Raw genomic sequence first — 22437 nt, 5'->3', positions numbered from 1 at the left:
GCAATATTTAGTAACTATGTTAGGCTTTTTTCCCGATCCTTATCCTGATGAATTACTGTACAGCGTATTTGCTCGTTACAGTGTTCGTATTCAATATTTCGATCAAAAGGATATTTTGCAAAGTTTATTTAACAATAGAAATGCGATCGCGGTGGTGGATCTACCGTCTTATCTTAGTGCTTTAATTGCAAATATGCCTCAAGGTCATTGCTATACAATTGATAGATTAATTTATCAACATACTTTACTGCCATTTTATGCTCCTTTTTATCCTTCTGAGCGTATTAGAATGGTAGAAAAGATAATGTCCAATAATGGTAAGGCTTCGGCTTCTGAAAAATTGGGATTAATGGCAAATAGTGTTCCTTGTGTTCATACTTTGAAATTTTGTCCTTTATGTTTGCAAAACGATAAAAAGCAATTTGGAGAATCCTATTGGCATCGTCTCCATCAAATATCAGGTGTGGAGGTTTGTCCTGAACATCAAGTTTTTTTAGAGAAAAGCAATGTTACGATAAAATATAGAAAAAATCGTCATAAATTTTGTTCTACAGATGATTCTCTTGCGATAGTCTCTCCTCGTTATTTGAATTTATCTAAGTCTTCCCATTACATCTTGTTTCAAATAGCAAAGGATAGTCAACGGTTGTTGACTTATAAAATTCCATCTCAGGGACTGAGTTCTTTTCGGGAACGCTATTTGACATTATTAATTAATCGTCAATTAGCCAATTATAATGGAACAATCAAAGTGAAAAAATTACAAGATGACTTTAGTGCTTACTATCCTACAGAAATATTAAATCAAATTCACTGCAAAGTTGATTATTCCAGTCAACATAATTGGTTAATCCGATTAATGCGTTCTTGTAAAGTGGCACAACATCCTTTACATCATTTATTGATGATTCATTTTCTCGGACATAATGCGGAAAGTTTTTTTCAGTTACCTGTCAATGTAAAACTTTTTGGAGAAGGTCAGTGGCCTTGTCTTAATAATATTTGTCCACAATTTCGCAGACATAGAATAAAAGAATATAATTTATCTTTTAGTAAAGATAGCGGTAAACCTGTTGCTTCTTTTCGTTGTGGTTGTTGCAAATTTAGATATTATCGTGTGGGACCTGATCAATCTCATCATGATTTATACCGATATAGTCGAGTGGAAAATTACGGAGAGTTATGGGAATCTGAACTGACAAAACTGTGGTCTGATAATACTATTAGTTTGCGAGAAATTGCCCGAAGATTAGAAGTTGATCCTCGAACGGTAAAGTTTCATGTTACTAGGTTGCAATTACCAATGAGAAACATCAATCAATTTGCTAAAAAAAATGATCATCAACAAGTAGATGAAGCTAATAACGTTATTTTTGATGAACAGAAAGAACTCAAGCGAAATGAATGGTTATCTTTAATGCAAGATCATCCAGAGATGAGTACAAGTGATTTAAAGAAGTCATCTCCTACTCTATATTTTTGGTTGTATAGAAATGATAAAGATTGGTTATCTGAAAATACGCCCACACGCAAAAAACCGTTGCCCGTATCAAGGGTTGATTGGAATGAGCGCGATCGCATCTTTGCGGAACAAGTTAAAGTTACAGTGGAAAATTTACTTACTCAGGAGGGGAAACTCGTTCAAATCACTGTCGCACAAATTGGAAGGGCAATTAATCAGTTATCAGTCTTACAAAAACATATTGATAAGCTACCTTTAACCAGTCAAGTATTATCAGAAGTGGTGGAGACTAGAGAGGAATTTGCTATTTGTCGTGTTAAAGGTGCTATCGAGTATTTTCGTCAAGAAGGAATATTTGCCCAAAAATGGCAAATTGTCCGTAAGGCGGGTTTAAGAAAAGAGATAGAGATGTTACCGTCAATACAACAAATTCTTGATGAATATATTAATTCTCTCGATTTTACCTAATTCAACCAGCAATAGTTTCCAACTTTATTATGATCAAAAGTCCACTAAATATGACAGTAAATATTGTTAGTTTCTAACTTTATTAATTTTCTTCTTATCCTAAATAACGGGGAATTAGTATTTGGAAACTCTTTCGAGTTTCCAACTATATTGTTTTTGGATACACCTTTGTAATAGGGGAATAAAGTTGTATACTTTAAAATAAAGTTGTATATTTTAAAATAAAGTTAGTAAATTTGTGATTGATAAAGATAATCTTAAAAAAGTATTAGTTAATCTTAGATTTATAGCCAGTGAAAAAGAGAATATTTTTACGAAAGAATTTCCCGTAATTGAAACAATATTAAAGGTAGATTTTAAAAACGAAAAATTAATTTATCCCACCGAAAAAGGTTTTACTATTAGTGGTGATTTTACCACCAGTTTCAACCAAAAAGAGAATTTTGTTGTTTTTGAATGCGTTTGTAGATTATTTGATAAAGGTTATAAACCGCAACATATTGAACTTGAACCAAAATGGACTGTAGGGCATGGTGCAAGTGGTGGAAGGGCGGATATTATGGTTAAAGATAATTCGGGTAAATCTTTGTTAATTATTGAGTGTAAAACCGCAGGAAATGAATTTGATAATGAATGGAAAAAGACTTTAATTAATGGTGGACAAATTTTTTCCTATGCCAAACAAGCAGGAAGCACTCAATTTATTGCCCTTTATACTTCTGATTTGGTAGATGAAAAGGTTACTTTTAACTATTATTTAATTACCCTTAAAGATAATGAAAAACTCTTAGAAGAAATAGCAGATAAAGAACCATTATCCTATGAAAAAGCTAAACTTTTAAATAAAGAAGACATTTATCAAGCATGGAAAGAAACTTATAATCAAGATTTCGCTACTAAGGGAATTTTTGAGGATGATATACCAGCCTATGAAATTGGTAAAACTAAATATTCTTTAGCGGATTTAACCACTATTAACAGTAATGATATTCAAGGAAAATATCATCAATTTGCCACTATTTTAAGACAGCATAATGTGTCAGGGCGTGAAAATGCTTTTGATAAATTAGTTAATTTATTCTTGTGTAAAATTGTTGATGAAACTAACAATCCTGATGAATTAAAGTTTTACTGGAAAGGTATCGCTTATGATAGCTTTTTTGAGTTGCAAGATCGTTTACAAAAGCTATATCAAGAAGGAATGAAACGGTTTTTAGGGGAAGATGTAACTTATATTGATAATGAATCAATTGATCAGGCTTTTCGATTTTTCAAAAATGATCCTGATGCCACAAAGGATACTATTAAAAAGTATTTTCGTCAACTAAAATTTTTCACTAATAATGATTTTGCATTTATTGATGTTCACAACGAAAAATTGTTTTATCAAAACTCAGCGGTACTTTTAAAATTAGTGCAAATGCTTCAAGATATTCGCTTGAAAACAGAAGAAGAAAATCAGTTTTTAGGGGATATGTTTGAAGGCTTTTTAGATCAAGCTATTAAACAATCAGAAGGGCAATTTTTTACTCCAATTCCTATTGTTAAATTTATCCTTAAATCCTTACCTTTAGAGCAAATTATTACAGAAAGTGAGGAGATACCGAAAGTAATTGACTATGCTTGTGGTGCAGGACATTTTCTTAATGAATACGCCCAAGAAATTAAACCCATTGTTGAAAATAACAAAAAAAATGACCTTGAAAAATACTATCAAAATATTGTCGGCATCGAAAAAGAATATCGTCTTTCTAAGGTAGCAAAAGTTTCTGCTTTTATGTATGGACAAGATGAAATTAATATTATTTATGCTGATACTTTAGCAAATATTCCTAATATCAAAGAAAATGATTACTCTATTTTAGTGGCAAATCCTCCTTATAGTGTGAAAGGTTTTTTAGAAACTTTAGAGGAAAAAGATCGCAAAAAATATCAACTTATTGAAACTATTGAAACGAAAAGTTATCCTAATAATAATAGTATTGAAACTTTTTTTATTGAAAGGGCAAAACAATTATTAAAACCCGATGGAGTAATGGGTATTATTGTACCTTCTTCTATTCTCACCAAAGGGAAGGCAAAAAGTACCTCGAAATCAACTAATATTTATGTGGCGACAAGGGAAATTTTACTTAAATATTTTGATATTATTGCCATCGCTGAATTTGGTAGTGGTACATTTGGTAAAACTGGCACAAATACAGTTACTTTATTTTTAAGAAGAAAAGCGGAAAATCCTGCCCCTTGTGAACATTTTTTGAATCGGGTTAATAGTTGGTTTAAAGGTGAAGATAGTAAGAATAACATTTTTCAAGATGAGTATTTAATTAAAAAATATTGTCATCATTTAGAGTTTAATTTTGAGGACTATAAATTATTTTTAGCAGGAGAAATTAATGAGCAACTCTTAAACCATGATATTTTTAAAGAGTATCAAAAAGAGTTTGATAAATGGACAGAAATTAAAAATTTGAAAAAACAAAGGGCTTTTAAAGCTTTAAGTAAAGAAGCGAAACAAGAAGAATTAAATAAAAGATTTATGGCTTATGTACAGGATATTGAAAGGGATAAACTTTATTATTTTGTGTTAGCTAGTCTGAATCCTCAAAGGGTTTTAATTGTTAAAAGTCCGTCTAAAAATACGGAAATAAAAGAGTTTTTAGGCTATGAATGGAGCAGTGCTAAAGGTAATGAGGGAATTAAATATTTAGGAAATATCACTGTTGAGGAAGTGACGGAAAATGAGGAAGATGATAAACGGGTTTTAAGTAATTTGTTTAATTTAGCTAATATTAATACCCCTCTTTATGATCCTCAAAATAATGATAATTCAGAAAAAATTAACTATTTAATTAAGCAAAATTTTATCGGTGAAACTGTGGATATTCCTGATAGTTTAACAAGTTTTGTTACTTCAGCTTTTTTGGTGGATATGTTAGATTTTTCTCGCCCTGATTTTAGTAAATCTCTTAACACATCACCTAATCAAAATTTAACTATTAATAGTAAATGGGATTTAGCAAAAATTGCTGATATTTTATCATTAGAATATGGTATAAGTTTACCCGAAGCGGATCGAATTAATGGAGAATATCCTGTTATTGGTTCAAATGGAATAGTAGGTTATCATAATGATTTTATTGTAGAAAAACCCTGTATTGTGGTTGGCAGAAAAGGTAGTGCAGGTAAAATAAATTGGATTAATGAAAATTGCTTTCCCATTGATACAACTTTCTATGTTAAAGAGTTAACAGACAAGACAAATTATTATTATTTATATCTGATACTCAATCTTTTAGGTTTAGAAAATCTCGCTGGTGGCACTGGTGTACCCGGTTTAAGTCGAGATGATGTTTATATTCAAAAAATCCCTTTACCTCCTCTCGAAATTCAAGAGGAAATAGTTAAAGCCTGTCAAGCTATTGATGAAGAATTTGAGAAAGCAGAAACTATTATTAAAAGTGAGAAAGAAAAAATTGAAAAGCTAATTATAGAAACAATTAATAAATCTCCCACATTAAAATTAAGTGACACAGCAATAAATATTTTTGCTGGTGGGGATAAACCAAAAGAATTTTCAACAGTTAAAACTGATAAATTTTCAATACCTGTTTATTCTAATTCTGCCGTTAATAATGGTTTATTTGGTTATACCACAAAATTTGATGATAGAGTTAGTGAATCTACTGTTACTGTTACTGCGAGAGGTACAATAGGTTTTGCGATCGCACGAAATGACAAATACGTTCCTATTGTTCGACTTATTGTTATAAATGTTAATAAAAAAGTAATCAATAATCGTTATTTAGAATTTGCCTTAAATTATTCTAATATTTTTAATAGTGGTTCTGTAATTCCTCAGTTAACTGTACCAGAAATATCTAATATTAATATTGCAGTTCCTAATCTTGAAATTCAGGTTAAATTAGTTGCAGAAATTGAAAAATGTGAGGCAAAAATTAAAGAAGCTCAAACAATAATTAACAGTATTGCTAATAGGAAAAAAGCGGTAATTTATCAATATTTATAGCTAGATGATTAACTTTATTGATGTTAACTTAGTCGATAAAAGATACAAGATGCGATCGCAATGTTAGAGGAAATACCAAAATTACAGCTATATAACCCATCTTATCTGAAGATCCTACTCTATTTTGCAACAAACAATTATGATTTTCTGGCTATAGTTATTTATTTTTTGACCGCATAAATAAGCGTCTTTTTGACTTCATTGTTTATTTTGTATATTCTTTATTAGTTATAAATTACTTTTGAGATAATGATCGAGAACTAACGGATTCACCTCTTTAGGTATTATCAAAACAAGAATGTGAATTATTTTAAAAATTAGGATTAAAATAATATAAAATTAATATTTACTTTCAAACAAAAAACAATGAAAATAACAGAAAAATGGTAGAGTATATCAAAGATAAATAATTTATTTTATATATACTAATATTTAGATAAATCTAAATCAATTAACATTTTCTGAATCTAAATTTTTAAAAATATTAAATAATATATCATATCCATTATTTTCTGAATATGTCAATTATATCGACAACAAAAATTTCTCCTTATTTTATTTTCAGTAAAACACAAAAACAGAGAGTTAGTGACGCAAAAACTATCTCAATTTTTTCTGATTGTCAGTCATTTAATTATACTTTAGTCATCGTTTTACCTCAACTCGGTGATTTTGATAGTCTCGAATATGTTTGGTGGTTAAATAAAGAAACAGATTTACTTAAAACCAAAAATGTAACTGTCAAGGCGATCGCCATTGGTAATAGAGAATCAGGGAAAAAGTTTTGTCAATATACAGGATTTTCCGAAGATAATTTATTCATTGATTCTAAGGCAGAACTTCATAGAGAATTAAAATTATATCAAGGTTTAAATTGGAATTTAGCTTTCTTTTCACCCATACAAAATGCTTGGTTAAATCTATTATTAATGTGTGCAGGAATTGGTAGTAAAGGCACTCTCAAAGAGGTTTTTAGAGGTTATATAGGAGATAAAAATGCACCATCACTATTTAGGGAAAATGAAGAAATAAATATTAAACCGTTACCGATGATTAAAGGCTCATTATTTAACCGTGCAGGAAAAGATTATCAACGCCCTTTTGAATTAGCTACTTTACGTCTGCAAAATATGATTGAAGTATTAAAACATTGGCGAACTTATGTACCAGATGATCAATATATTACTCAAAGAGGTGGAACTTTTCTTTTCAATAAAGGAGGAGAATTGATTTATGAACATCGAGATAAAGGAATATTGGGATTTGCCGAAAATATGAGTAATCCATTGACATTTTTGACAAAATTAACCTGATTATCCAAGATTAAACAATATCAGGAAAGGAAAAAAATATTATCTCAATATAAAAATTCTGAAGATAAGTGTTGTTTTATCAAACTCAGGTGCAACATTTGAGTACAATGGATTAGCGACTAAATTTATAGTTTTTTATCCCAAAAACAAGAGAATGTCACCAGAATCTACTCTCCACCAGTTAAGAAAAGATCTTCAAGAAGGTGAATTGCCTTCTAGTTATGGTGTTTATTTCAAAAATACCCTTGTTGCTCTTTGTCATGCTTTAGAAGATCATATTTTGCAACATACCTACGAAGATGATATATATAAGCCCTTAGTATTGGTGACTTTTCAAGAAGGTAAATGGTATCTTCAAGAAGCTGAACGTTATTGGGATTTAGCTCAACATTCTCGACAAGTGGCGATCGCAGCAGTAGAAGATAGTGGTTTTGGATCTCATCGCACCAGTCAGCTAGATAACGTTGAGTTGGTCTATTTACGGGAAGATGATAGTTTAGTCGAAGAATGGAATTTAGTTATTTTAGCCCCAGATTATGCCGCAATGGTGCTTTGCCATGAACTATCCTCAGAAGAATATCGAGGAGGAAGTCAACCCCAAACGGATACAGAAAGAAAGTTTTACGGCTTATGGACATTTGATCGAGCTTTAGTCGAAAAAACAGTTACAATCTTAACTCAACGCATGAAACCCTATAATATTGCTTTAGCAGATAAACTAGAAAAAATGCAATGGCAAATTAAATATATTGCCCCCTCTGGTATCGTTGATTTAACGGGGGTTGTAAGTCGTATCGTTTCCTATTTACAAACCAGTCAACAAGAATTAATTACCGTTAACCGTCAAGCCAGAGAATTAAGGGATTTAGAAGGACAAGCTCTCAAATTGAGTCGTAACCTTGCCGCTAGTAAACTTCAAGCCTTTCTGAGAATGGCACAAAAAGTAGATAGCAATGATCCATTTAACCCTTATGCTTCTTTACAAGTAGCTGCTTTTGCCGAGACACTGGGACAAATTCTTGATTTACCAACCCTACAATTAAGACGATTAAGATTAGCAGGATTATTATTTCGTATTGGTTTAGCGGAAGCACCAACGGAAATTTTTACGGGCAATCTTGATGAATTAGATTCTAGCACTTATAAATTTTGGCGTGATCGTTCAATTTTAGGTTCTCATTTACTATCCTCCATGAGTGAGCTAGAACCGATCACAAAAATTGTCTATCATCAACTAGAATATTGGGATGGTAGTGGAAATCCTGATGGTTTAAAAGCCACAGAAATTCCTTTAGAATCAAGAATTTTAGGATTAGTAAGCTATTTTCAAGAGTTAACCCAATCAAGGGGTGACAGACAAGGCTATAGCTTATCAGATGCCTTTGCCAAATGTGAAAAATACAGTGGTATCCGATTTGATCCTAATTTGATAGACTCATTAAAAACTATCATTCGTTTAACAGAAATAGGTTTAATGCAATTACCTGAGCGTCCAAGTCAACTACCTCCTGTATGGCTAGAAGATGCGACGAAATAATGACGATTTGCTTAAAAAGTTAGAAGGATTCTTAAGTAACAGGTTTAGAAAAATAAACAAAAAAGTGGAAGATTTTACTTACTTTTATTCAAAAACCCAACATTTTTAATCTCATTTTCTGAATAAAATATTATCGCATTTAATTATATTAATTGGGTAAACATCTTTGTTTATAAATATTTCTCCCAGTCTCCTAGTCTTCTAGTTTCCTATTCTTCTAATCTCCTATCTCCTAACCTCACCAAAAAACTTTTTCATCACACCCTAATTATTAACTTCTGCCATTTCAATTACACGATTATCATAATCTTTAACTAAAAAATTAAGAGGATTTTCCTTGCGAATTTTATATCTTAAGCGACGAGATTGTACTCTTAATAGTAAGGCTTCTAAACATTCATGATCAAAACAAACATGACGTTGACAATCTTTATATCCTAAACTAGCACCACCAATAATATGTAATTGAGTATTTTTCTTTAATTGATACCAAAGTCCATCACTAGGTTTTGGCATTGTATCATGAAGAGTTGAACCCATATAAATTGGATCAAAACTACTGGCACCTAAACTTTGTTCATAATTATAGTAATAGTGTAAAGGAATATCAGCGATAGGTAAATCAAGTATTTGTTCATAAAATAATTGGGCAATATTCAAATCTGAGACCATCACAGTATAGACTTTAGGAGCACTGGTTAAAAACATCCACATTGCACCACCGTAAGCTATTAATAACATCACCATGATGCCTTGAGTAGAAAATAAAGTTTCTCCTATCTCAGGAAAAAATACTGCTAAATAAAAATTAATAATAGTTAAACTGCCATTTATAATCATATGAGTCTAAAATATTAAACCTTTTTGTCTATTATGAAATATTGATCGCCTTTTAAGCAATAAATCTAATTTAATATTATTACGGATTATGACTATTGATAATGATATTTTTCCTGAATTAAATCATGAATTAATTAAACCATTACACGCTATTGATGATATTGAGCTATGGAAATTATGGAGAAAAAATACATCTCAAGCTAGATATTTAATTCTTTTGTTTTATCGCTATGTTAATTTAACAGAATATATTGGTGATGGTTTAAATAAGATAGAAATAAATAAAAATTATTTCGAGCGTTTATGGTTTTTTATTATAGATCAATTACTTATCTATCAAATTTCATTAGAGACTAATTTTGCTGAACTAATTTTACAATTAACTCAGGAATTTTTTAACGAAGAAAAAGTAATTATTAGTCAAGTTTATCATGATAATTATGATTTTCAATTAAGATATTTTCCCTTAAAATATTATCTGTTAAAATCTTTAGATAAATTATCTTCTATAGAGAGAATTATTTTATTAACGAAAGATAAATTTGGTTGGAAAGAAGAAAAAATTTTAGAGTATTTACAACAAAAAGACAGTATTACTTTACCAGAAATTAAAGCCTATTATATTCAAGCTCATTCTCGACTAATAAATTATTTACCGACAGATATTATTAGTATTTATCTTGAAACAGAAATTCTTTAACTCATAGAATGGTGATTAGTAAAAAATCCAGATGTCAGGTGTTAAGCGTCAGAATAAAGAATTGATTGCTCATAAAGGCACAAATTAGCATAAACTAATTTAAGAAAGTTTAGTTAGTAAAACAATATATTTTTCAGGAGATTAAAAAAAATGTCAGTATTGTTCCAATTACTTTTAACAGCCTTAGTGTTTTTCTCTTTTGTAATGATAGTATATGTACCCGTTGCTTATGCTTCACCTCAAAATTGGGAACAGTCAAAATCTTTACTCTATTTAGGTTCTGGCTTATGGATTATCTTAGTAGTAGCTGTAGCAGTGTTAAACTTTTTGGTGGTTTAAAAAAAACTTTTTGTTAAAAAATATTAAGAATCTATTTTGAGATTTATCTAGGTGGGCAAAAGTTAATAAAAGATCATAAGTATTTTTGCTCACCAAGTCATTAGCATACAAAATATTTACTAGAATACATGACAGTTTTTGAAGGAAATTTTAATCAAGATATTTCGAGTTTACGCTTTGCCCTAGTTATTGGGCGTTTTAATGATTTAATCACCAATAAATTATTAGCTGGTTGTCAAGATTGTTTAAAAAGACACGGTGTTGATATTAATCCTGAAGGTAATCAAGTCGATTATGCTTGGGTGCCAGGGAGTTTTGAAGTGCCATTAGTTGCTCGTAAATTGGCATTAACAGCCCGTTATGATGCTATTATTTGCTTAGGTGCGATTATTCGAGGCGATACTCCTCATTTTGATTATGTCAGTAATGAAGCCGCAAAAGGAATTGCCTCAGTAGCATTACAAACAGGAGTGCCAATTATTTTTGGTATTTTAACAACTGATACCATGCAACAAGCTTTAGAAAGAGCGGGAATAAAAAGTAATCATGGTTGGAGTTATGCTATGAATGCTTTGGAAATGGCTACCCTGATGAAAAAAATTAATTAGCCGTAAAAGAAAAATTTATTAATATTTTGCTCTTCGCATCTTTTAAGAATATTATTTTTGTTGTCACTCACTTAAATCTGATTTCTGCTAACTTATAACTATAACTTCTAAATTCTAGGAAAATATAGTTATGATGGAATTTTTTGTCACTTTAATAGTAACAGCAATATCTATGATCGTTACTGCTTATATTATTCCGGGTATTGTTATTAGTAGCACTTCAGCCGCTTTAATCGGTGCATTTATCTTTGGTATCGTCAATGCTATTGTCAAACCAATTTTAATTTTATTTACTCTTCCTGCGACAATTCTTAGTCTCGGTTTATTCTTATTTGTTGTCAATGCCCTTTGTTTTTGGATAGTTGCATATTTTACTCCCGGATTTGAAGTCAAAGGTTTTTTTGACGCACTTTTTGGCTCAATTCTTGTATCTATTGTTTCTGGTTTTTTAAGCCAATTTTTAGATAAATAATTGAAGTTTGTTGGATAAAAATGAAGCCTTTTATAATTAAAGCCTTAACAATACTAAACTAACAAAAAGGGTAGCAAAAATTGAGTGTTTTAAACCTAGTTTTATAACACTAAAATTTAGGAAATGTATCCTAAATTATAAAAACTATTATCTATTGCCCTACTTTCCATTCTCTATTACCTATTACTCATTAAATGTCTCCTTTATCTCGTTTACTTAAATATTCTCATAAATATCAAACTTCCATTTATCAAGCTGTCACTTGCTCAGTTTTAAATAAGTTATTCGATTTAGCCCCCCCTGTTTTAATTGGAGCGGCAGTGGATGTAGTAGTCAAACGAGATGATTCTTTTATTGCTAAATTTGGTGTTAAAGATGTTTTTAGTCAATTATTAGTTTTAACCATATTATCAGCTTTAATATGGAGCTTAGAATCAATTTTTGAATACGCATATCAACGCTTATGGCGTAATTTAGCACAAAATATTCAAAATGATTTACGACTTAATGCTTATCGTCATATTCAAAATTTAGAGTTAGAGTATTTTGAAAATAATAGTACAGGGAAATTATTAGCTATTCTCAATGATGATATTAACCAGCTAGAAAGGTTTTTAGATGTTGGTGCGAATGAAATTTTACAAGTTTTAACCACAGTTATTGTTATTAGTGCCGCTTTTTTCTTCTTAACTCCTAATACTGCATGGATGACTATTATTCCTATTCCTATCATTATTTGGGGTGCGATCGCCTTTCAAAAGTTACTCGCTCCTCGTTATATGGAAGTCAGGGAAAAAGTTAGCTTACTGAATAGTCGTCTGGTTAATAATTTATCAGGTATTACTACTATCAAAAGTTTTACCACAGAGCAATACGAAATTGAACGAGTCAGAAAAGATAGTGAAGCATATCTTCAGAGTAATCAAAAAGCGATCGCTTTAAGTGCCGCATTTGTGCCATTAATTCGCTTTATTATTTTGGCAGGGTTTACAGGAATTTTACTTTTCGGTGGTGTAGAAGTTGAAAAAGGTAATTTAACCGTAGGTACTTATAGTGTACTGGTTTTCATGACCCAAAGGTTACTTTGGCCTCTCACTCGTTTAGGAGATACCCTCGACTTATATCAACGAGCAATGGCTTCTACTTCTAGGGTTATGGATGTATTAGATACCCCCATGACTATTCATTCAGGAGATTTACCCTTGTCTCTACATTCTCTGAGAGGAGAAATTGAGTTTCAGAATATCACCTTTGCTTACCATGAAAGAGAGCCTGTCATCAAAAATTTTAATTTAAAAATTCCTGCCACTTCCACTATTGCCATTGTCGGTTCGACAGGTTCAGGAAAAAGCACTATAGTTAAATTATTATTACGTTTTTATGAAATTCAATCAGGAAATATAACTCTTGATGGCTTAAATCTTAAAGATATTGTTTTATATGACTTGCGTCGTGCTATTGGTTTAGTCAGTCAGGATGTCTTTTTATTTCATGGTAGTGTCAGAGAAAATATTGCCTATGGTAATCCTAACGCCAGAGAAGAAGATATTATTAACGCCGCACATATGGCAGAAGCTCACGAATTTATCATGGAATTACCCCAAGGTTATGATACCATTGTCGGAGAAAGAGGACAAAAACTTTCTGGCGGTCAACGACAAAGGCTTTCTATTGCAAGGGCAATTTTGAAAAATCCTCCTATTTTAATTCTTGATGAAGCGACTTCTGCTGTAGATAATGAAACAGAAGCAGCGATCGCCAAATCTTTAGCACAAATTACAGAAAACCGCACGACTATAATGATAGCCCATCGACTTTCCACCATTCGCCATGCTGATTGTATCTATGTAGTGGAAAAAGGGGAAATTATTGAAGCGGGAAAACATGAAGAATTAGTCGCAAAAAAAGGTCTATATAACAGTTTATGGCGTGTACAAACTGGTGCTTAAATTTGTTCAAAAAAAAACGATCAACACATTTATCGTGCGATCGCCTATAATAAAAAAAAGGTGGAGAAAACCGTGGGGGAGCTAGAATTTAAAAGTAGTTCTAACAACCCCCACCCAGACAGCATCGTTGCGACTGTCATGGTTTGGGTTGAGTACTACATAAGCTCCCGGAGTAATAGTAATATTATCACTGACAGGATATTTATACTGTAACTCTAATAAATAAGATGTGTTTCGATCATCAGAATCTTTAGGAGGCATACCTCCAGCAAAGGATAATATTCCTCCTTCTTTACCAACATCAAGGAAAGAAACATTAGCAGCCCATGTCCATAATTGTGTATTATCACGAGAACCTCTTCCCGTGGCTTGACGTTGTAGATTATCTGCTGAAGCATAACCTCCCCAACCTGAAATATTAACTTTATTGGCAATAAGCCAACTACCTTGCAAACCAACACGATGAGCATTAGATGCACTACCAGCAAAAGGATCTCTACCGATAGGGCTACCTGTACTATCCGTTAAATTAACTTCCCCTTGAGGCTGATAGGTATAAAGGTATGCTAAAGATAATTTTACGGGTTGAGAAGGAGAAAACCCGATTTGAGCACCTGTGCTAAATGCACCATTGAAAAATCCTTTTCCTTCTTCAGGGCTGGAAGCATTACGAGCTAGATAAAGAGTATTAAAATTCCATTGATCATTTAATTTAATCTTTATACCACCTCCTGTACCTTCAGGACCACGAAAAACGAGGGGATTTCGACGAAAAAAGCGAGTTAGTGTACCAGTTGAATCACTCTCTAAATAAGGGTTATCCACATCAAATACTTTATCAATATTCATAGCATTTGTGCCGACAAATGCAGTCACTTTTTTACCGATGGGGAAACGATAAAATAAATCATCTAATACCACATCATTGTCTGTGTTGGTATCATAGCTTAATCGTGTCATATCCGTATTACCATCAAAAGCCCTAATATTTCCTGCTTGAATCCGCACTCTTAATCTATCTTTACCTGTAAAACTGGTATCAAAATTAAAACGACTACGGTAACTAAATACGGCTTGATTTTCATTGACAGGATTTGCTCTTTTTGTTAAACCATCATAACTAGAAGTATCGGAGTTAAATGCACTAGCTAAACTCATAATTACTTCACCGCTAAGTTTTGTGGTGGTAGAGAACTGATGATCTTCTAAAAAGGCTACTCGCCCTTCTAAGTTATCAACCCTTGCCCCGAGTGTTGCTAATTCCGTTTCAAATTCTACCATTAATCGCTTAAGTTTCTCAATATCTTCTTTTAAAATTGATTCACTAGAAGCAATTAATCGTTCTATTTGTTGCATACAAGCATTTAAACCAGCCGCAAATTCATAACGACTTAAAGCACGATTACCTCTGAATGTTCGATCAGGATAACCTACAATACATCCATAGCGTTCTACAAGGCTTCTTAAGGCTTCAAATGCCCAATCATTAGGGGATACATCCCTTAGTTGAGAAACAGAAGTTACTTGTCCAAAAGAGTTTTTAGACTCTAACAAATCCGTTTCTGTCGGTATTTCTAATGCTCCTACAGAGGAGGCTAACAAAGTCGATATTAAAACCGTTAAAGAAGTCATCGGTGAACATTTGCCTAAAAATAGTAACATTAATTCCTTACACCAAAATTAATTGACTTTAATATTCAATAAAGTATAGCTTAAACCAAAAATTATTGCAAGTTAATATCAATAACTTAGGCGAATTTGTGATTGTAGTAGAGAAAGAAAAAGGAAAAAAATTGAGCGGAAGAAGTCAGGTGAAAAGAGAATGAGGTAAGCTAAGAGTTAATGCTTCTAAGATGTCGGTGTGTAATATGGTTGATACTTCTAATTTCTCTTTTTCACAAAATCCAGAGGATATTGAAAAACAATCTCTAGAGTTAGAAAAAAAATATAGTTTCTGGCGATGGTTTATTTATCTCACCTTATTATTCTTGGGAGGGGGGTTAAGTTATGGTTGGTTTTTTTTAACTCAAAAGCTAATTCCTTTAATGGAAAAACCTGTTAGTAATTACATTTCTCGCCCTGTAAAATTGGGTAAGATAGAAGCAGTTTCTTTGACGAAAATTAGATTAGGGAAAACCCAAATTGATACTACTAAAAATGAAAATGATTCTGCCATTGCTGAAGCGATAGAAATTAATTTTAATCCTTTACAGTTATTTACAAAAAATATTGATTTTGGTATTACTTTTATTGATAGTAGTATATATTTACAACAAAATAAAGATAATAGTTGGATTAATTTATCATTAAATAATGAGACAAATAAAATATTATTCTGGAATTTTAATGTTAATAGTATTCATGCCAAAAATAGTAATTTAATAGTTAAAAATAATAATTTACAAGATTTATCAGCTTCAGTTACTCAGTTAAAAATTTCTGATGCTAATATTATTATTGAAGAAAATCAATCTTTACTGGAAGTTAAAGGAAATTTTGTTCAAGGAGGAAATATTAAAGTTAATGGTTTATATAAAATTCCAGAAAGTCAGTGGTTATTCAATATCAATGGTGAGGATTTAGCGACAAATACCATTAATAATTTGATTATTCTTCCTATAAATGCTAATTCTGGAAAAGTTACAGGAAATATTGATTTACAATTTTCTCAAAATGTTTTAACGGATATTAAAGGAGATATTAACTTTGATAGTGTTAATTTTAATCTCCTCAATTTGCCTAATCCATTAACTAAAAGTAAAGGAAAAGTTACTTTTGATAATGAAAAAATAAATTTGGATAATATTAATACTAATTTAGGTTTAATTAATACTCAAGTCAATGGATTTATTACTACTAATAATCAACAGCTAAATATTCAAGCGAATACTTCTCATCCCTTTGAGATAAATAGTATACTTTCTTCTTTGAAGTTAGATAAAAATAATTTAGAAATCAAAGGAAAAATCAAAGGAAAAATTAATATTACTGGAGATATTTATAACCCTAAAATTCAGGCAAATATAGTTAATGTAGGAAAAGCAGAAGTTGATAAAATTAGTTTTGAGAATATTACTAGCAATATAGAAATTTATAACCATCAATTAAGTATTAATAATCTGAAATTATTACCAACTATCGGCGGAGAAGTGACGGCAACAGGAAATGTGAATTTATTAGGAAAAGAAAATGATAGTTTTAATATTCTTTTTGTCGGAAAAAATATTCAGGGGAAAAACTTACTCTCTATTTATCAACAACAATTACCTATTAATATTGGTTTAATTTCAGGGAAATATAATTTATCAGGAAATTGGAAGAATTTTAATCAAGGTAAATTAACAGGTTTTTCTACAGTAGAATTGCCGCAAGGAGGTAAAGCCGTCGTTAAGAATTTAGAAATTAATCGTGATAGTTGGAAAGGAGAAGTTGCACTAGCAAAAGTCAATTTAAGACAGTTATCAAATCTCGATTGCGAAAAATTTGCTTGTAATGATTCATTATTAAATGGAAAGTTTCAAATATCAGGGAAAAATCAGCAGATTAACGTAAATAATATTGAGTTATTCGGAGATTTTAATATTAATTTTGGTGGAGGAAAAGTTAACTTTATTAATACGAAAGTTAGTCAAGGTAACTGGGAAACATTAATAAATACTGAAAATTTTCTTTTTTCTCTATTACCTTCTATTAACTCGACTTTTTTGACAATGCACCAAAAAAAAGTTAATGCTAATTTAGAAGTAAAAGGTAATTTAGCGAATAATAACAACATTGAAATTCAAGGAAAAGGAAAATTAGATTTATCAGAGGGAAGAATAAATATTGACAACTTTACATTGGTAAAAGATAACTTTATTGCCGAAACAAATGCTGTAAATTTTGCCCTTAATGGTATGGGAAAGAATTTACGGGGAGATGTTAGTGGTAATTTAACAGCAAGAGGAAATATTAATCATCTCACGGCAGAAAAAATTAATCTCGATGGCGACTTAGTTTTTAGTCAAGGAATTAGTCTTATTAATCAACCAATTTCAGCAAATTTTTCTTGGAATGGTGAAAATTTAAAGTTAAATCAAGCAGTTAGTAAGGGTATTGAAGCAAAAGGAATTATTGATGTTGATATTCCAACACAGACAGTTAAAAATATTGATTTAGATATTCTCGCAACAGGAATTGACTTAAATAATTTATCGTTACCTTCTTCTTTCGATTTACTAAACTATCAGGGAAAAGTTGACTTTCAAGGAGGTTTGCAAGGGAATATATCTCAACCGCAGTTAAAAGGAAATGTTACCCTTAATAATTTTCAAATGGCTAATCTTGCTTTTTCTTCTTTAAAAGGAGATATAACTTTTGGCATTAACGAAGGTTTAAACTTACAACTCGATTCTGAAAATTCAGAGGAGAAAATTTCTTTACAATTCGATAATCAAAACCAACCGCAATTAATTAACTTACAAATTAAAGAGACTCAAGTTAAAGCAATAAAAAATGATGACACTTTAGCCATCAATGTCTTCAATATTCCTTTAGAAACAATTACCAAAACGTGGTTAACTCATCTTCCCACTGATGTAAAAAAAATTGGTGGTAATCTTTCAGGAGATGTCAATGTTAATCTCAATAATTATGAATTAACAACGGGAAATGTCATTATAGACAAACCAAGCATCAACCATTTACAAGGAGATAAACTTACCACTAAACTTTCAGGGGAAAAAGGAATTATAAAATTAGAAAATGGAAAATTAAATCATCAAAAAAATGAATATCTTTTTGCTGGAGAGTTACAACCTTTTAGACAAAACCCACAAATCAAGGCGAAAGTAGAAATCAAAGAGGGTGAGATACAAAATATTTTAAATAGTTGGGAAATTTTTGAGTTAGAAGATATATCTCTAGGATTGCAACCTCGTAAATATGGCAAAGCAAAGGATTTATATTTAGAAAAAACTTTGTCTTCTCCTTCAATAACTAATAACGAGGAAAAAACTTTACCTTCTCCTTCAATAACTAATGGCGAGGAAAAAACTTTATCTTCTTCTTCAATAACTAATGACGAAGAAAAAACTTTACCTTCTTCTTCAATAACTAATGACGAGGAAAAAACTTTATCTTCTCCTTCAATAACTAATGACGAGGAAAAAACTTTACCTTCTCCTTCAATAACTAATAACGGAGAAAAAACTTTACCTTCTCCTTCAATAACTAATAGTCAACCAAAACCTTTGGCTTCCATTGAAGGAAGTAATAATTCTTTATTCGATACTTTAACTTTTTTCCGCAAAGTTGAAGCGCAATTAAAGGAATCTGAAGCAAATAGTCTTCATGGTAGTTTGCCTAGTTTAGAAACTTTACAAGGAAATTTAACAGGTAGTGTTGATATTAATTTATCTTTTCAAGAAGGCATAAAAGCCGAATTTGATTTGCGGGGAAATAATTGGTTATGGGGAAAATATCATGGAGATTCATTACAAGCCACTGGAAGTTATGATAATGGTTTATTAACTTTATTACCTGTCAAAATTAATAGTAATAATAGCATTTTATCTTTGACTGGGACTTTTAAATCTGAGAGAATTTCTGGTGAAGTAATGTTGACTGATTTTTCGATTTCTCAGCTTAAAGAAATAGTTAATTTACCTAATCTTTTAAATATTGATGGTATTATTAATGCTAGTATCGCTATTAGTGGCAGTGAAGAAAAACCTTTAGCAAAAGGCAATATTGAAATTCAAGATTCTAGTATAAATGGCACTCAAATTGATAAAACAAAAGCTAGTTTTGGATTTAGAAACTCTAGGTTAGATTTTTTAGCTAAAAGTAATTTAACAGAAAATACACAACCATTAACTTTAATTGCTAGTTTACCTTTTCAATTATTTCCTAATTCTATTATTCCAGAAAATAATGACTTTATTGTCAGTTTAAATTTAACTCAAGATGGATTTAATTTATTAGATATTATCACTAATAATAAACTTAATTGGCTTCAAGGTCAAGGAGATATTAATTTAGATATTAAAGGTAAATATTCTCAATTTGGTAACAAAATTACAGATATTGATACTCAAGGAATTGCAACTTTTAAAAATGGAGTTATTGGTGGTAAGATTTTTCCTGATAATCCTATTACTAATATTAATGGTCAAGTCTTTTTTAATTTTGATCAGTTAAATATTCCTAATCTAACGGGTAATTTTAGTGGTGGTAATATCAATATTGTTGGAGGTTTACCTTTAATTAATAATCGTTTTTCTGATGACTCTTTAAATATTAGTGTTGATGATTTAACCTTAGATATTAATAGTTTATATCTGGGAAATGCACAAGGTTTAATTAATATTTCTAATAGTGCACTCGCTCCTAAAATTAGTGGTAAAATAAAATTATATGATGGGGAAATTAAAGTAACTGAAAACTTAAATAATAATCAGAATTTTAATAAAAATGAACTGGCTATCAATACAAAAATCGATAATTTAGAATTAATTTTAGGAAAAAATATTATTATTAATCAAGCACCATTATTAAATTTACAAGCTGAAGGTAACTTAAATATAAATGGGCAATTAAATAATTTAAAGCCCGAAGGAATTATTAATTTAAAAGGAGGCAATTTAAATCTTTTTACCAGTCAATTAAAACTATCAAAAAACTATAATAATATTGCTAAGTTTACCATGGATAATGGCTTTGAACCTTATTTAGATATACAACTAGAAGGTTCTGTAACAGAGACTTTACGTTATCAGTTAGCTGATAATTACAACCCCAACGAAATCAGAGATATAAGTAATTCATCTTTTAATAATGCTCAAACAATTAAAATAAAAGCTAATGTAAAAGGTTGGAGTAATAACTTAGAAAATAATATTAAATTAAGCAGTAGCCCTCAGAGAAATCAAACAGAAATTATCGCTCTTTTAGGAGGAGGATTTTTTAATAATTTTGAAGAAGGAGATGGCAATTTAGGACTAGCAAATTTAGCTAGTGCCGCTTTTTTAGGAAGTGTACAAGGACAACTACAAAAAGAATTTGGATTTGATCAATTAAGATTATTTCCTACTCAAATATTTGATACAGAAAATAGAACATCTAGTTTTGCTTTAGGTGCAGAATTAGGTTTAGATATAACTAACAATCTTTTTATTTCTATTACTAAAATTCTAACGAATGAACAAGCACCCAGTTATAGCATTCAATATCGTCTTAACGATAAAACTATTTTAAGAGGTTCAAGTGATTTTGAGCAAGATAGTCGAGGAATCATAGAGTTTGAACATCGTTTTTAGTTTTTGTTATAGATATTTGATTATAGTCTTACTAACTTTTTTTGTGTAAAATCTAAGTAGAATATTAATATAACAATCACAAATGATTTGTCAGAAAATAAAATTCTAAAATCCTTTTCAATACTATCTCCTATCTTCTACTTCCTATCTATCTAATACCCCTATCCAAAATCTGATGATTCAAATAGGATTGCAATATTATCTATCCATCATTGATTAACTGTCTATTCTTCATCGTTAAAAAATGCCAATCTACCTTGATTCTAGTGCCACCACTGCTCCTCGTCCAGAAGTTATCGAATTAGTCACCAAAATTTTGGCGGATGGCTGGGGTAATCCTTCTAGCTTACACTCTTGGGGAGAAAGGGCTGCCATAAGTTTAGAAAAAGCTAGATGGCAAGTAGCAGATTTAATTAACGCTTCTTCACCAGACTCTATTATTTTTACATCAGGAGGCACAGAAGCTGATAATTTAGCTATTTTCGGCATAACTTCTCATTATCATCAGCCACAACATCTTATTATCTCTAGTGTAGAACATTCAGCGATCGCTAATCCAGTCAAAATTTTAGAAAAGCAAGGATGGCAAGTGACAAGATTACCAGTGAATCGAGAAGGGAGAGTTAATCCTGAAGACTTAAAAAATGCTTTACAACCAAATACCGTCTTAGTTTCTATTATTTACGGACAAAGTGAAGTTGGTACAATTCAACCTATCAAAAAATTAGTAGAAGTAACGAAAGATAACACTAAAGCCTTATTTCATACTGATGCTGTGCAAATGGTGGGGCGTTTGCCTGTGGATGTGGAAGATTTGGGAATAGACTTATTATCCCTTTCTGGACATAAATTTTACGGCATTCAAGGGGCTGGAGCATTATATGTTAAGCAAGGTGTTAAATTAAATCCCTTATGGCATGGCGGAGGACAAGAAAATGGGTTACGTTCAGGTACACAATCATTACCTGCCATTGCTTCGTTAGGATTAGCAGCCAGTTTAGCTCAAAAAGAGATGGAATCCGAAAGCTTGAGATTGAGAGGGTTAAGAGACTATTTCATCAACTTAATGTTATCGAAATGTCCTAATTTAGCCTTAACAGGAGAAAAATTCTATCGTTTACCCCATCATGCTAGTTTTCTCATTAATGATGATGAAGCAATAACAGGGCGAAAAATGGTCAGAAAATTAAGTTTAAAGGGTATCGGCATCAGTGCTGGTTCAGCTTGTAGTAGTGGGCAAACCTTGCCGTCACCTGTCTTATTAGCTATGGGTTACTCACCACAAGAAGCAATCAAAGGAATACGCTTTAGTTTCGATCGTTATACTACCATAGAAGACTTAGAATTAACAGTAGCAGTAATTTTTGAATTATTTTTATCCTTCTTTAAAGATCATATTGCTGAATAATTTTTTGATTATC

At 31.0% G+C, this 22437-nt stretch carries 13 protein-coding genes; 11 read left to right on the top strand and 2 right to left on the bottom strand.

Translation table 11 applies throughout. The annotated features are described in order from the left end of the window. Positions 1–16 precede the first annotated feature (16 nt). The 4 genes from GM3708_RS05935 to GM3708_RS05920 all read left to right on the top strand — a co-directional run bounded on the left by GM3708_RS05935 (position 17) and on the right by GM3708_RS05920 (position 8810). Entirely contained in the window at positions 17–1930 is a 1914-nt protein-coding gene (locus tag GM3708_RS05935) for a TnsD family Tn7-like transposition protein (RefSeq protein ID WP_066344856.1), read from the top strand. Between the two features lie 238 nt (positions 1931–2168). Next, a complete protein-coding gene (locus tag GM3708_RS05930) occupies positions 2169–5960 on the top strand; it encodes a restriction endonuclease subunit S (RefSeq protein WP_066344855.1) in 3792 nt (1263 codons plus the stop codon). Between the two features lie 518 nt (positions 5961–6478). Then, entirely contained in the window at positions 6479–7273 is a 795-nt protein-coding gene (locus GM3708_RS05925; protein WP_066344854.1) for a peroxiredoxin-like family protein, read from the top strand. Positions 7274–7427: 154 nt separating this feature from the next. Then, positions 7428–8810 carry an HD domain-containing phosphohydrolase gene (locus tag GM3708_RS05920; RefSeq protein WP_066344852.1) on the top strand — a complete coding sequence of 461 codons (1383 nt, stop codon included), beginning with the start codon at positions 7428–7430 and terminating at the stop codon, positions 8808–8810. Between the two features lie 264 nt (positions 8811–9074). Here the strand turns inward: GM3708_RS05920 and GM3708_RS05915 are convergent, their stop codons facing one another. Continuing rightward, a complete protein-coding gene (locus GM3708_RS05915) occupies positions 9075–9650 on the bottom strand; it encodes a glyoxalase-like domain protein (RefSeq protein ID WP_066344850.1) in 576 nt (191 codons plus the stop codon). Positions 9651–9738: 88 nt separating this feature from the next. On the opposite strand from GM3708_RS05915, the gene GM3708_RS05910 reads away from it, so the two are divergent. From GM3708_RS05910 to GM3708_RS05890, 5 genes are all read left to right on the top strand, one after another. Beyond that, positions 9739–10350: a hypothetical protein gene (locus GM3708_RS05910; RefSeq protein WP_066344849.1), complete on the top strand. Its 612-nt coding sequence runs from the start codon at positions 9739–9741 to the stop codon at positions 10348–10350. A 150-nt stretch (positions 10351–10500) separates the two neighbouring features. Beyond that, positions 10501–10689, top strand: a complete 189-nt coding sequence (psbZ, locus tag GM3708_RS05905) for a photosystem II reaction center protein PsbZ (protein WP_066344847.1) — start codon at positions 10501–10503, stop codon at positions 10687–10689. 128 nt (positions 10690–10817) lie between these two features. Next, entirely contained in the window at positions 10818–11297 is a 480-nt protein-coding gene (gene ribH, locus GM3708_RS05900) for a 6,7-dimethyl-8-ribityllumazine synthase (protein WP_066344845.1), read from the top strand. A 130-nt stretch (positions 11298–11427) separates the two neighbouring features. Next, positions 11428–11769, top strand: coding sequence for a phage holin family protein (locus GM3708_RS05895; protein WP_066344844.1), 342 nt, complete (start codon positions 11428–11430; stop codon positions 11767–11769). A 194-nt stretch (positions 11770–11963) separates the two neighbouring features. Then, on the top strand, positions 11964–13718 hold the full coding sequence (locus GM3708_RS05890) for an ABC transporter ATP-binding protein (protein WP_066344843.1): 1755 nt from the start codon (positions 11964–11966) through the stop codon (positions 13716–13718). A gap of 81 nt (positions 13719–13799) precedes the next feature. Here GM3708_RS05890 and GM3708_RS05885 read toward each other — a convergent pair whose 3' ends face one another. After that, on the bottom strand, positions 13800–15380 hold the full coding sequence (locus GM3708_RS05885) for an iron uptake porin (RefSeq protein ID WP_231933096.1): 1581 nt from the start codon (positions 15378–15380) through the stop codon (positions 13800–13802). Between the two features lie 206 nt (positions 15381–15586). On the opposite strand from GM3708_RS05885, the gene GM3708_RS05880 reads away from it, so the two are divergent. Both GM3708_RS05880 and GM3708_RS05875 read left to right on the top strand, forming a co-directional pair. Further along, on the top strand, positions 15587–21016 hold the full coding sequence (locus tag GM3708_RS05880) for a translocation/assembly module TamB domain-containing protein (RefSeq protein WP_066344842.1): 5430 nt from the start codon (positions 15587–15589) through the stop codon (positions 21014–21016). A gap of 244 nt (positions 21017–21260) precedes the next feature. After that, complete coding sequence (locus GM3708_RS05875; RefSeq protein WP_066344841.1) at positions 21261–22424, top strand: cysteine desulfurase family protein; 1164 nt, start codon at positions 21261–21263, stop codon at positions 22422–22424. The last annotated feature ends 13 nt before the right edge of the window (positions 22425–22437 follow it).

It is taken from the genome of Geminocystis sp. NIES-3708, from assembly GCF_001548095.1.
GTDB lineage: Bacteria > Cyanobacteriota > Cyanobacteriia > Cyanobacteriales > Cyanobacteriaceae > Geminocystis.
The sequence above is the reverse complement of the archived record's forward strand: the minus strand, read 5'-3'. Positions and strand labels throughout refer to the sequence as shown.